The sequence below is a fragment of the Singulisphaera acidiphila DSM 18658 genome (genome assembly GCF_000242455.2).
Classification (GTDB): Bacteria; Planctomycetota; Planctomycetia; order Isosphaerales; family Isosphaeraceae; genus Singulisphaera; species Singulisphaera acidiphila.
In genome coordinates, this window is sequence record NC_019892.1 from 883,294 (window position 1) to 896,233 (window position 12,940).

Genomic DNA, 12,940 nt, shown 5'->3' on the forward strand with positions numbered 1-12,940 from the left:
CGGAGTGCAGTAAGCCGATTCACGAGGACCGATTCAAAGATAACGAGCCACGGTCTGTCGCGCCAGACTACTCAGGCCGCACAGTTATACGCGCTGGCCCTGCCGTTGGTCCGCGTCCGCTGCGTGACACTCGCGAGGAGCCCTTGATTCACCCCTGACGCAATGTACGAATACAAATAAGATTCAGAGATCGTTGACGAGCCGGAGGTATGACTCCGGACCACTTCGGCCACGTCGCCAATGCTGGTGCGACTGCTGAGATCGATTGTGTTGCCCGCCTGATCGGTATAGGTCTTGAGTTGTCCCCGTTGGTAATAGGGGATGGCGCCGCCGAATCCGTAATAGCGAAGTTGGTTTCCAGAGGGATCGGTCAGGACATATTCGCCGTTACCGGAATCGTAATTCAGCCGGACCGTTGCGCCATAGCGGGCGTTATAGCTGCCACTGGAAAGATCAAAATAGTAGGCGTTGTTTCCGTTGCTTATGGCGGCGAGCGTGTTGGTCCCGTTAACCTGAGAGAGGTAGGGGAGCTGCAAGTTGACCATGCCATTGCCGTTGTTGCCGGATCCTGCGTACTGCGCCCCATTCGTCCAGCTTCGGCTTTGCCCCCAAGGCATCCCAAAGCCATACGATTGCAGGTCGGTATTTTCCAGCTCGATGACTCCGTCGGCAAAGCGGACTGGGGCTTCCGACATGTTCCAAAGCACGGGGGATTGCGGGTTGGGATTGGATCCGTTTGAGCCCGATTGGGCCGGAGACGCTAAAGGTCCCTGATTGGGAGCCGCGCAAGGGCACGGCGGCGGAATAAAAATCAAATAATAAGTAAAATAAGGACGGACGTTAATGTAAATTGTGGCGATGTTGCTGTCGACAATCCCGTCATTGGCTTTGTAGGAAAAAGAGTCGCGTCCTACGTAACCAGGCTCCGCGGTATACATAAAGTATCCGCTGCTGGGATCCATCCAAGCCGTACCGTGCTTCGGTCCCCCGTCCTCGGGAATGCTGTAGATCAAATAGTTGTCATCCGGATCACTGACATAGGTGCTAATTCCGTTGTCTAGACTTCCATTGATTTCTGTGGTGAAGACGCCGGCATCTCGAGCCACGGGGGGGGCGTTTGTGACGTTGATTGTTACGGTGGCGACATTGCTGTTGGCTAATCCATCGTTCGCGACATAAGTGAAACTATCCGTTCCCACATAGCCGGGATAGGGAGTGTATGCGAAATAACTATCGGGGCCAACGGTCGCATACCCGTGTGATGCATTTGCGACCAAAGAATAGGTCAGCAAGTCGCCTGCATCCTCGTCGGTCGCATAGAGTGAGTTGTCGATGGTCTGGTCATGGACAACATTATAGGGGCCCCTGTCGTACGCCACTGGAGGATGATTGGTTAAGAGTTGCCGGATTTCGAGCGATTGTATTTGCGGTACGAAGGATTGGGTGGGCCGATTCCGTCGATCAGGGCGCGCACGATGACGAGCGAGGGGGGGGAAACGACGGCTCATGATGTCGACCTCAGGTGATTCACTGGCTGCCCGAAGCGCAAACGCGGCTTTCAGGCATATGGCCATAAGCTTGTGGAAATCGCATTGAGGAACGCAATTCGCGACCGATGATGTCAGTCGAGCAGACGCAAGATCGTCATTGTTTTGATGACGATCATCGAATTATGTGAAGATACTGTAAATGTCTGGAAAATGTGGTCGCGACGGATAATTTGGGGGATTGTGAAATGAGATGCAAGGAAAAAACTCGGGACTCCTCTGCGTTTGTCGTGAGTAACGCCTTAAATGCTTGAAAAGGCCGGGATTGCGGCAAATAAATTTTTCTTGGTTGATGTTCGCTATGGCTTACGTCTGCAAATAAACCGACTGCTCGCCACCTCAATACCAAGAGCTCTCGGTCGAGGAATTGTGGGAGGTTTCCCGCCAACCGGTCCGCGAACTCGGTATCATGCGTCCGACGATGGCCAACACGGGCCTTGGCCCGTCGGCCGCGCATGCGATTCAATCATTTGCCTTCGGCTCAACGCTCGGCCGGAAAGCGGCTCGACCGGAGTCGCTGAACCGGCCGCCGAGCCGATCGACCGGCATTGCGCCCTCGTCCGACGGCCAGAAGAAGGTGACGGCGTATTGCCCTTCAATAACGCCGTCCTTCTCGCCGTTGACGAGCACTGCGCCTCGGACGGGGCATTTCTTCAACCCATCGTCCACCCCGGCCGACTATGACAAGTTGCCGGACACTCGCGCCTTTGGTGACGAATGCTTATGCTTTTTGGGGGACTGTGAGTTCGTCGTCGACTCTTAGTGATCTCGGCTGGCTGCGTTGGCGATCGGGGCAGCCTCCGGCTCGGTGAACCGGATCACACGACGATCGTTGTAGGTCTTGCCGAACATGTCGGTGGTCCGCACGTGGATGAAATGGGTTCCGGCGGTGGGGGCATCGGCCGAGAGCTTGCCACGCCAGATGTGCGGCGACTTGATGATCGCGGGGAGCGTCCGTCCCGGAGGCGGGTTCGATCCTTTCTCCAGCGACTTCATGGCGGCGTAGTATGGGTCTTCGAGCTCGCTCCGCTCCATCGGGTGCCAGGGACCCGACTCGCCGAGTCGCATTTCGACCGTCGATCGCTCAGAGCCGGCGAATACGTTGACCAGCACTTCGGTCTCGCCAGCCTTGTCGCGGGTGACCTCTTCCGGGGCGTGGATGTTCATCTGATGGTCTGACGGCCGGCGGGCGGCGCGGAACTCGATGTCGTATTTCTGGCCGTCGAACGTGAAGATCGAGTAGCCGTTGGGGGCGCCGTCGCGCATCGTCGTGTGGGGGATCCCCTTTTCGTCGGGGGCGCCGGTCCACCAGCTTCCGCAGACCGTCACGTTCACGACGTGGTGGTGCGGTTCCTTGCCCTCGAAGCCGTCTGCGCGGGTGATGAAATGATGCTGCTGAAAGTGCGTGTGTGCTGAGACCGACAGGGCGAAGGGCCGCTTCTCGATGAGCCGGTAGAGTTCGTGACGGTCCTCGACGTCGATCAGCGGGATATGCATCATGAGCACGACGAGCTGATCGTGAGGGATCAGGGCGAGGTCGTTGCGAATGAATTCCATCTGCTTCGCTCCGAGGCCTCCGACGAAGTGGCCGCGGCGCTCCCCTTCCTTGGCCCCGGTCCAGGCGACGTCGTCCAGCACCAGGAAGTGGACCGTGCCGTGGTCGAACGAATAATACGACGGTCCGTAGTGGCTCTCGAAGGTTTCGTCGGAGTGCTGATCGTCCTTGGCTTCATAGTTCATGTCGTGGTTGCCGATGACGTTGTACCAAGGGATGCCGATCAGGGCGATCGCCTTGTTCAGCGGCTTCATCACCGAGAGGTCGTCGAAGACGATGTCGCCGAGAGTCACCCCCAGCGAGGCGCCGTGGGATTTCTCGGCGACGACCTGTTCGATAACGTCGTGCGTGATGTACTCGACCTCCTTGGTGTCGCGCGGCTGGGTATCGCCGAAGAACAAGGCGCGGAACCGATTGGGCTCCTCTTGCGGGTTTAACGGGAAGTCGACCGAAGCGGGCAGAGGCCCGGTCGGCTTGACGCCGGGGAAGCGCGACTCGGGTGAGCCTGCGGGCTTGTGGATGTAATAGAAGCGAGGCAGTTTGTCCTCGTTGACCGGGGTCATCCAGCCGCGCGGTTTGATGACGAACAGGATGGTGTCGTCATCGATCGGCAGGCGATAGCGGCCCTCGTGGTCCGTCCGGACGATCTGCCGGCCGTTGGAGACGCGGATCCCCGCCAGGCCCTCTTCGCCGTCGTCGTGGACGCCGTCGCGATCCTGGTCGTGGAACACGACGCCGGTCGCGATCTGGGTCTTGGCGGCGTCCGTCTGCACAGGGGTCTCGTGAGCCTTGTCGTGTTTGCCCGACGGATCGTGGGCTGTGGCCAGGCCGGGGAAGGCCAAGGCCGTCCCTGCAACGAGGGCCAGTGCTGGGGAGATTCGCATGGTTGGGAAGACTCCAGAGGATCGAAACAAAGGGGGGGACGGGATCCGCGGCCGGATTGCGAAGTGGAGCCGGCGGATTACCCGACTTTAGCAATGAGGCATGAGCGAATGATGAAGCTCAGCGGTAACCTTCTGCGAGGATCAAGTCCTCACCCTTCGTTTCGATCAGCATGCCTTTGGGAGGCTCTCCGGAAGCATCGGTGGGGCTCTTTGCGGCTCGGGCCGCGTTCTCTATGCGGTCAACGGGCGGCTTCCTTTGCCCCGGCCGCAAGGGTTTGTCGACCGGGGCTTGGACACTCTCTCTGGTTGATGTCCGGTTCCGGGGCAATCACCCCTTTCCGATCCCTGCGCCCCGGCGCATCCCCTCTTCCACGCCGGCGGCGGTGACACGCAGACCTGCCTCCCACACCATCGTCGAGTGGTTACCTGGGACCGGGACTACTGCGATCCCAGGGCCGACCAGGGGGACGAGGCCATTAAACGGGTCATCGCAACTGAACCCGGCGTGTCCGGGCGGCGCCTCCAACGGTCGGAATAGCGTCACCCGGCCCGGAAAGGGCCGGGGTATCGATGTATAACGGGCGACAGACTCCTTGATAAATCCAAGCCGGATCTCCTCCTCGGTCGGGGGTATGACGGTGTCGGGGGAGTCGGCCGGATCGAGGGAATCGGTTGGGATGGAGGGGGCGACCGTGACCGTACGGGGGGCAAGCCGCTCCCACATCTTCCCAGCCGACTCGGCGAAGCGTCCGACTGCCGAGTGGTTCGCGAGTCGTACGGGGGGGGCCCAGCGTCGCTCCCGCCGGACGAGCTTCTTCGGGTAGAGCGGGCTCAACGGATCCAGGAGGGCCACCAGGCCGACCGGCTTGCCCAGCTTCTGGAGTTGCCGGGCCATCTCCAAGGCGAGGAACGCCCCGAAGGAGTGCCCGCCGAGATGGTACGGGCCATCGGGGAAGTCCGCCCGCAGGTCGGAGACGAACCGGGCTGCCAGTCGCTCAACGAGGTGGTCGGTCGCGATCCCCGAGTCGAAACCCTCGCCCACGAAGGTGTACATCGGCCGGCCCGGGTCGAGCAATTCCGCCAGCCGATGCAGGTAAAGGGCGCCACGGCCGTCCAGGACGGACGTCCCCCCCGCCAGGAAGAAGAAGGGAGGGGCCATTCCAGCGGCCCGGATCGCCACGAGCGAAGAACCGACTGGTCTCTCCCCGCTGCCCTGGGCGCGGACGACGGCCGCCAACTCGCCGACGGTCGGCGCGCGGAGCAGCGCCAGTGGTGGCAGCCGCACTCTGAACGCATGCTCCACACGGGTGACCAGCCGAAGCGCCGTCAGCGAGGTGCCCCCCAGCCGGAAGAAATCGTCGGTGGCCCCGACCGACGCCACTCCGAGGACTTCGCCCCAGACCGCCGCCAGCCGCGCCTCGACCTCGTCCTGCGGGGCGACGTAGGCAGTCTCTCCACGCCGCGCCGCCGGGTCGGGCCTCGGCAGGGCGCGGCGGTCGACTTTGCCGCTGGGGGTCAGCGGCAGGGAGTTCAGGGGCACGAACGCCGATGGGATCATGAACTTCGGCAGGCACGCCGCCAGGTGGGTGCGCAGGTCGGACTCTTGCGGTTGCAGAGAGCCAGGGGCGGCCGTCACGTAGGCCACGAGCTCCAGGCCCCCCGGTCCGTTCTCCCTCGCCAGGACCGCCGCCCCCGCCACGCCCGGGCAACGCCGCAACGCCGCCTCAACCGCACCGAGCTCGACCCTGAAGCCGCGCACTTTGACCTGGTCGTCGGTTCGACCGAGGAATTCGAGCAGGCCGTCGGGTCGCCACCGGGCCAGGTCGCCGGTGCGGTAGAGCCGCGACCCGGGCGACGCCGCGAAGGGGTCGGGGACGAACGCCTTGGCCGTGAGCCCCGGGCGGTTCAAGTAGCCTCGGGCGATCCCGTCGCCACCGACGTAGAGCTCGCCCGTCACCCCGACCGGGACCGGCCGCATTGCGTCGTCGAGCAGGTGGACCCGGGTATTGCCGATGGGCCAGCCGATCGGGACGGAGTCCGTGTCCTGGCCGAGCGTGCGGGGGATCGGGTAGCAGCAGGTGAACGTTGTCCCCTCGGTCGGACCGTAGCCGTTGATCAGCCGGGTGGTGGGGAGCCGGTCGAGCCCGCGCCGTACGTGGGCCACCGATAGCGCCTCTCCGCCGATCAGGAGCTGGTCGAGGCTGGCGAGAGCCTCGGGCGCTTCGTCGATCACGACGTTGTACAGGGCGGCGGTGAGCCAGAGCGTGTTCACCCGTCCCTCGCGAAGGACGCGGCCGAGCTCGCGGGCGGACGGCAAGGCGTCGGGCGCGATCACGCAACGCCCGCCATGGAGCAGCGGCCCCCAGACCTCGAAGGTCGACGCGTCGAACGCCGGCGGGGCCATGTGGAGGACAACCGAGTCGGGGCCGAGCCGGACGTAGTCGACGCCGAATAGCAGGCGGACCACCCCCCGGTGGGTGACCATTACCCCTTTGGGGCGGCCGGTCGAGCCCGACGTGTACATGACGCAGGCGAGGTCTTCGGCTGACCCGAGCCGGGGGAACGGGTCCGTGCTGTCACGGGAGACCGACGGCCAATCCGAGTCCAGGCAGACCACGGCCGCCGTGTGCGGCGGGAGGAGGGGCCGGAGCGCGGTCCGGGTCAGGAGCACGGGGGCCTGCGTGTCCTCCAGTTGGAACGCCAGTTGCTCTGGGGGGTGCGACGGATCGAGCGGCACATAGGCGCCGCCCGTCTTCAAAACGCTCAGGGCCGCGACGACCGACTCGAGGGATCGCTCCAGGAGGATCCCGACGAAGACGTCGGGCCCGACACCCAGATCCAGGAGGCGGCGAGCCAGTCGGTTGGACCGGTGGGCCAGCTCCCCGTAGGTCAGCACGTCGGACCCGAGCACAAGGGCGACGGATTCCGGGGCCTCGCGGGCTCTGGCCTCGAAAAGTTCGTGGATGCAGGCGTCACGGGGGTAGTCGGTCGCCGTTTCGTTCCATTCTGCTGCTGGCCAGTGGCTCCCGACCTCCGTCGGGGGCCGCTCGCAACGTACGGACCGGTCCGTGTCCTCGGCCGGCATAATGCGCATGCAAAAAGCCTCCGGCCCGCCCCCGGGCCCCCCTTTTTTTTGTCCTTCGCCGCTCCCCTTTTGTGTTCGCCAAAGGCGGACGCCTGGGGCGGCCCACACGTCGGTTCAGGGCCGGACGGGTCGAGACTGGTGCGGAGCCGGAACCGCTGCCGTGTCCCCCTAACACAGCCGTCAACGGCGACGGCGGAGACGCGTCGGGGGGAGGTGGCTACGACCAAGGGCGGTTAGTTCGGGGCGAGCATAGATCGGCCATTCGGCCGCGACAACCCCGTTTTCGGCCAATTGGCCGATATTTGCTTCTCTCCGGGTTGCCGACCCACGCGGTTTTCGCACGCCAGGCTGATTACCGGGCGGTTCGGATGGGATGGCCGCTCGTCCCGAGAGAGGGTTGAGGCCATGGCAAGAGGCTCGGTGCTCGAGGGGATTCGAGAGCAAGACTTCAGCCGGACTGAATTTTCCCGGCCCGACTTGGGTCCAACTGGCGCTGATACTGGTCGTGGGGGCGGAGACTCTCGAAAGCTCACCCCGCTTGCTAGTGAGTCGTTCGGTTCTCGTTCATTTGGGGTGTCGGAGATCGCAGGGTATGACCGCAAATGACGAGGGGCCGGATCGTTCGCCCTGTCCTATCAGCGATCGACTGCGTGAAGTCATCGCGGCGCGGGAACTGAGGGCTTCCCAGTTGGCCAGGGCGGCCGGGGTCGACCCGGGGATGGTCCGACGGTTCCTGCTTGGGGACCGGGGCCTGAGCCTGGCGACGGCGGACAAACTCGCCGCCGCGCTGGGACTCAAAGTTATCGAGTCCGACGTTGACCACGACGAGGGCGGTCTCGCCACCGCACAGGCCCGCCCGGCCCGTCGGTCGGGGCATCGGCGGCCGAAATAGGGCAACCATTTCACGTGGTGCGCTCGCGGGCCTGTTCCGGGGCCTGAATCTTCTTCTCACCGGTGATCGGGCCCGCGATCAGCCTGCCCATTTTCCCAGGTCACCGCGCATCCGGGGAGGCTTGGCTCGACGGTTCGGCCTGAACTTGCTCGTGACCGCCTGCCTGGGATCGTGCCGGGGCGTGCTTTTGGCCGCCGTTGTGCGATTGCTTTTGCCCACTGATCTGAGACGGCACCTGGCGGCCGATCTTGATCTCCTTGGGCTTGGCCTCCTCGGCCTTGGGCAGGAGCAGCGTCAGCACGCCGTGCTCGAAGCTGGCCTGAGCCTTGTCGGGGCTAATCATCGTTGGCAGAGTGACCGTCCGTTGGAACTGGCCGCATCGGCGTTCGCGCAGATGCCAGTGCAGATCCTTTCTCTCTTGCTCCGCCTTGATCTCGCCCCGGATGGTCAAGTCGTGTCCGTGGGCCGTGATGTGAACATCTTCTGGTTGCACACCCGGCATCGACATTTTGAGAATAAACTCGTTTTCGTCCTCAGTGACGTCGAGCGGGAGCATCACCGAAGAGCCTTCCGCCGACAACCCGAGGGGACGGACAAAGCTCTCCTGAAACAGTGAGTTCATCGCATCGCGAAGACTGACCATCTCACGGAGGGGCTCGTAAGCTTGGATGGCCATGGCGACTTCGCTCCTTTCAAGCTCGGGATGGGTCTCCTGGAATTGTGGTCTCACGGAGCGGTTCGACTTCATTGATCGAACCCTCGGCACGGATCGTAGACTGGCATGATCTTCTGGATCGTTACCGACCTGGATTTGGTCGATTGGCCTTTGTCCACTCACCTGGCTATTCTTCTTTCTCATACAAGCGGCGCGCCCATTCGATCTCCTTGCCGTACTCGCGGCTTTACCCTATTTCCAAAGCCAGTACATGAAAGAGCTTATGCTTTCGCAGGCCGGCTCTGCGAGATGGCCCCGGATGGGGCAAGCCGGGGAAGGACCGAGACAGAATGTTCGCTCTTCAAAGCGGCCCGACAGTTTGTCGTCGCCAGTCCGGCCGGCGAAATTGGCCGCAGGCTGAAGCGGCCCTGCCCCAATTGAGGATGGAACCAACCGTTTCGAGCGTTGAGGGCGAAGCCAATCAATCTGAGTCGAGGCCCCACAAACGCGGGGCCTCGGAAGTGGGATCAATAGGCATCGGCGCTGATGATCTCGCCTCCCTGGGACGTGCTCAAGGCACGCCAGGTATTTAGGTAGATGGAATTTTTGATGAACTTCACGCTGCCGTCGCAGAACACGGTGTTCACTCCGCCGGGGTGCCGGCTCCGCGCGGCGTAGGTGGGGCCTTGGGTGCCGGTGGCATTCATGCAAGGCGGGTTCGGGGGGGTGACGACGGGGAAGATCGAGGTGCAATAGCCCTGAGTGACGTCGGGCAGCAGGCTGTTGGGAACCAGCCAGGTTTCGAACGCGGATGCATCGCCCCACCAGGTGTAACCTCGAAAGGAGCCATCCTGGCTTTGGATGGTCTCGGAGGCCATGAGCGTGTTACTCGTGCCGTCGGTGAGGGACGAGAGGTTGTAGGTCCGTTGGCGGGACGGATAAAAGGACGGGTCACTGTCGGAGAACGGGGCGCCCAACCATCCCCCGGTCGCGTAATAGGGAGTGGCATAGGTGGCCCCGCTCGAACTGGTCTGCAGTTCCTGGAAGAATCCGGCGTTCCCGAAGTTTGCGACGTAGTTGTGCTCCGTGACGTTGCCGATCTTGGTGGGGGTGTCGCTGGGACAGGTGAACGTGTTGAACCGTGAGCCGGTACAGGTCGTGTTGCAGACCCCACCGTATCGCAAGTTGCCGTCGGGATTCTTCGATTTGTCCGGCAGCAGGTAACTCCCCATCTGGTTGTAGGAGTTGAAGAGGGGACTCGCTTCCATGAACGGCAGGATGAACATCTGCCAGGTGCCGCAGACCGAGGACCGGGTGCCTGGCGGCAGGCTCCCAATCACGTCGTGGTAGTTGTGCATGGCGATGCCGATCTGCTTCAGGTTGTTGATGCACTGCGCCCGACGCGCAGCCTCTCGGGCGGCCTGAACCGCCGGCAGGAGCAAGGCAATCAAGACCGCGATGATGGCGATGACGACCAAGAGTTCGATGAGAGTGAACCCACTTCGTGGACGTGCCATGGCGAAACTCCCTCCCTTCGGAGATGAACCGAAGTCGAATGACGAGGAATCAAGACGAAACCCTCGAGTTGACGGCAGTCGGCCCGCCCGGGACGGCGGACTGGTTGCGGAGAGGTGTAGGCATGGAAAAGGGCGGGGCGAGGAGACCCCGCGCAGCGATCACGTTACTTGAACTTCGAAGACTTGGACCGAGTTTGGGACGTGGCTGTGGTTGGGGCTGTGGCGTTGAGTTCGAAGTTGAACGAGTTGGGGCCTGCTTCGGTGACCGTGGCGCTCAGGGTAGTCTTCGCGTTGTAGATGCTCGGGATCGGTTCTTTGGCCGGCGGGAGCGGGTCGCCGGGCATCATGTCCGTAGATGGGGCCGTTGAAGAGGCCGGGGCACTCGTCACCGAGACCTGGTAAGGGCCTGGGACGAGGCCGTTGGACCTTGACATCGCGTACTTGCCGTCGGTGACGGCCGCCGCTCCGGGAGTCGCCGCACCTGGCGCTGTGGGCATGAACTGGATCATCCCGGCCTTCAACGGGGTACCGGCCAACTTGACCTCGCCGGAGACGGCCTGGCGAGGCAGTTCGTCAGTTGATGCGCTGCAACCCGCGATCAAGGTTGCGCCGGCCAAACCCAACCACAGCGAGTTCCTGCTCGCATGTCGTGGCGTGGACATACTTGATTCTCCTGGAACCAACACGAATGTACCGAATCCGGAGAGGACTGGTTCAACGCTCGATGCCGTGGGAGGGATTCCCTTCCCTTGGGACGACTGGTTTGGAGAGAAGCCATGCATTGCATGATGAGAGCCCTGAGAAGCGATTGCGCTTCGAGATCAAGAGGCTCTTTCGAAAGAATGTCCTGCCAACATAGTCTAGCTTAACTCTAAACGGCAAGATCTTAAGGCATCGTTTTTTTGCAAATGTCAAATATAAGCCGGACGCTGAGGTGGATCGATTTTTCTTGTGATTTTTGGCTAAGAAACATTCTTATAAGGCCAGTCTATTCCTGGCAGTAACACCAGGCGACCCTGAGAGCCGGGCAAGCGAGCCGTGAGAGCATGAGAAATATGGCGGTGTGACTGGATCTATGTGTAGTTGGATGGTAAAGATGATTAAAATCGACACAGAATCGTTGATGGGATGAAATGAGAACAGAGTGATTGTTTGGTGTTCCGTTCACTCTGAAGTTGAGAACCTGGGGTGTCGCTGAGGAGGCCCAGGCTCTGCGGTTGTTGGGTAGGCTACGGCGGCGACGCAGGATCGAGTCGGCCGCCGCATGGGGTTCGGGGTGATCGAGTGAGTGGGTTGGCCTGCCCTGCCCTTCACGCGTGGTTCAGGGCGCCCATCCCTGCTTGGCTCTGAGGTGCCGGAGCGTTGGTCGCTTCGGGCCCTTCTCCTATTTCCTTCTACTTCGCCTCGCGCACGTAGAGGGGATTTGCGTAGATCCAGGGACGTTCCTCGCCATCCAAGGTGTGCCATCCTTCGACGCGATACACGCCCGGTTCCTGGATCGCCACGTCGAGGCTGTCGCCCTGACGGTCCTCGATCACCCGTCCATCACGGAGCAGGCGAATCCGGCAGGAGACCGGGAAGTTCGCGACCAGTCGCAGGTTTGGCGAAAGCTTCACCTCGTCTCCCATCAGGGCATGAGCGGAGCCGTCCGGGCCGGCGATGGCCTCGAACCGAAACCCGGTGGGGTCGCAGATCCAGTCGTGGCTGACGTAGGCATGGCCCGCGCGCAACGCGTGGCGGATCGCCGGTTCGGTCAACTCAGGGGCGAGGATATGCGTGCTCACGTTGCGGAACGAACGGCTGTAGGGATCGAGATCGATTCGCGCCAGCACGTCTCCCGGTTGGTGGCCTTTGGTCATGGCCCGGATCCCGGGTCGGAGCGTCGCGGCGATCGTGCGCTGGTCCTTTTCGGCGTCGACGTTCGTGCCGATGCGGACGTGGTCGGCGTCGACCATCGTCACGAGTAGGACCATGTAATGGTGGCAGTCGTTCGCCGCCACACCGGTCAGGCGGCGGGCCTTGGTCTCGGCGTCCCACTTCGCCAGGTAATTGGCCGGATACGTCTGTTGGGCTGCAAGGATCTCGTCGGGGAAGAGGCGGAGACTTTCCTCCAATTCGGCGAGCGACTCCGGGTCGGTGAGCTTGAGAGTGAAGGTGGGCAGGCACTCCTTGTCTTTCTTGAGGTCGGCGTGGCGGTTGTAAATCTCCAGGCCGTCGAGGTTGGTCATGGGATGGTCGGGCCGTTCTTCGATGTGCGAGAGGAAGATCAGGCCGTCGTTGTCGCGAACCGCCTCAATAAAGGCCGGAGCTGGGTCGCTCATCCGCCCCATGATCGACCGCGTCGGATAGATCAGGAACCCACGGCTTTCGGAGCCTGGGATAAAGAGAACTCCCTCGCGGATCCCACGCCAACTGTCGGTGATGAAGTCTTTGGGAGGCCGATGGTGGTCGGTTAGAAGGATCGCTTGGACGCCCGCCTGTTTCGCCTCCGAAAGCATCTCCAGGCGCGTGCCGCCGGTGTGGGCTGAGTCTTCGGCGTGGGCGTGGAGGATGGAGCGATAGTCGTTCAGGCCGGCGATCGGGGATGGGGGCCGTCTTGAGGCCTGGATCCGCACCACATCCTCGTGAGCCGCTTTCAGGCGGGCCGGGGCCATCCGTTCCACAGGGGAATATTTCGGTTTCGGGGCCTCTCCCTCACTGGCAATCACGGTCTTGGCCGCGATCAGGCCGAGGAGGACGAGGCCGATGGGTCTTCGGCGAGAGAGGGTGATGAAGCCGATCATGGCGAATTCGCTCAGACAAATA

At 62.4% G+C, this 12,940-nt stretch carries 9 protein-coding genes; 1 reads left to right on the forward strand and 8 read right to left on the reverse strand.

Annotated features, from left to right (window positions below; genetic code table 11):
* Window positions 1–71: 71 nt before the first annotated feature.
* The 4 genes from SINAC_RS03475 to SINAC_RS03490 all read right to left on the reverse strand — a co-directional run bounded on the left by SINAC_RS03475 (window position 72) and on the right by SINAC_RS03490 (window position 7,080).
* Window positions 72–1,574 (reverse strand): Ig-like domain-containing protein, encoded by a 1,503-nt coding sequence (locus SINAC_RS03475; RefSeq protein ID WP_315851126.1) that lies wholly within the window; start codon window positions 1,572–1,574, stop codon window positions 72–74.
* A 435-nt stretch (window positions 1,575–2,009) separates the two neighbouring features.
* Entirely contained in the window at window positions 2,010–2,204 is a 195-nt protein-coding gene (locus SINAC_RS03480; RefSeq protein WP_154673964.1) for a hypothetical protein, read from the reverse strand.
* Between the two features lie 102 nt (window positions 2,205–2,306).
* Window positions 2,307–3,986, reverse strand: coding sequence for a calcineurin-like phosphoesterase C-terminal domain-containing protein (locus SINAC_RS03485; protein WP_015244310.1), 1,680 nt, complete (start codon window positions 3,984–3,986; stop codon window positions 2,307–2,309).
* A 328-nt stretch (window positions 3,987–4,314) separates the two neighbouring features.
* Complete coding sequence (locus tag SINAC_RS03490) at window positions 4,315–7,080, reverse strand: non-ribosomal peptide synthetase (RefSeq protein WP_015244311.1); 2,766 nt, start codon at window positions 7,078–7,080, stop codon at window positions 4,315–4,317.
* A gap of 583 nt (window positions 7,081–7,663) precedes the next feature.
* On the opposite strand from SINAC_RS03490, the gene SINAC_RS03495 reads away from it, so the two are divergent.
* Entirely contained in the window at window positions 7,664–7,963 is a 300-nt protein-coding gene (locus SINAC_RS03495) for a helix-turn-helix domain-containing protein (RefSeq protein ID WP_015244312.1), read from the forward strand.
* Between the two features lie 100 nt (window positions 7,964–8,063).
* Here the strand turns inward: SINAC_RS03495 and SINAC_RS03500 are convergent, their stop codons facing one another.
* The 4 genes from SINAC_RS03500 to SINAC_RS03515 form a co-directional block, all read right to left on the reverse strand.
* Entirely contained in the window at window positions 8,064–8,639 is a 576-nt protein-coding gene (locus tag SINAC_RS03500) for an Hsp20/alpha crystallin family protein (RefSeq protein WP_015244313.1), read from the reverse strand.
* A 506-nt stretch (window positions 8,640–9,145) separates the two neighbouring features.
* Window positions 9,146–10,135 (reverse strand): DUF1559 domain-containing protein, encoded by a 990-nt coding sequence (locus SINAC_RS03505; RefSeq protein WP_015244314.1) that lies wholly within the window; start codon window positions 10,133–10,135, stop codon window positions 9,146–9,148.
* Window positions 10,136–10,299: 164 nt separating this feature from the next.
* Window positions 10,300–10,797: a hypothetical protein gene (locus tag SINAC_RS03510; RefSeq protein ID WP_015244315.1), complete on the reverse strand. Its 498-nt coding sequence runs from the start codon at window positions 10,795–10,797 to the stop codon at window positions 10,300–10,302.
* Window positions 10,798–11,529: 732 nt separating this feature from the next.
* A complete protein-coding gene (locus tag SINAC_RS03515; protein ID WP_015244316.1) occupies window positions 11,530–12,918 on the reverse strand; it encodes a CehA/McbA family metallohydrolase domain-containing protein in 1,389 nt (462 codons plus the stop codon).
* Window positions 12,919–12,940: the final 22 nt, after the last annotated feature.

Excerpts from the sequence above, each read along its gene's own strand:
- SINAC_RS03475 (WP_315851126.1), bottom strand. The coding sequence starts at position 1,574 with ATGGCCATATGCCTGAAAGCCGCGTTTGCGCTTCGGGCAGCCAGTGAA.
- SINAC_RS03485 (WP_015244310.1), bottom strand. The coding sequence starts at position 3,986 with ATGCGAATCTCCCCAGCACTGGCCCTCGTTGCAGGGACGGCCTTGGCC.
- SINAC_RS03490 (WP_015244311.1), bottom strand. The coding sequence starts at position 7,080 with ATGCGCATTATGCCGGCCGAGGACACGGACCGGTCCGTACGTTGCGAG.
- SINAC_RS03495 (WP_015244312.1), top strand. The coding sequence starts at position 7,664 with ATGACCGCAAATGACGAGGGGCCGGATCGTTCGCCCTGTCCTATCAGC.
- SINAC_RS03500 (WP_015244313.1), bottom strand. The coding sequence starts at position 8,639 with ATGGCCATCCAAGCTTACGAGCCCCTCCGTGAGATGGTCAGTCTTCGC.
- SINAC_RS03505 (WP_015244314.1), bottom strand. The coding sequence starts at position 10,135 with ATGGCACGTCCACGAAGTGGGTTCACTCTCATCGAACTCTTGGTCGTC.
- SINAC_RS03510 (WP_015244315.1), bottom strand. The coding sequence starts at position 10,797 with ATGTCCACGCCACGACATGCGAGCAGGAACTCGCTGTGGTTGGGTTTG.
- SINAC_RS03515 (WP_015244316.1), bottom strand. The coding sequence starts at position 12,918 with ATGATCGGCTTCATCACCCTCTCTCGCCGAAGACCCATCGGCCTCGTC.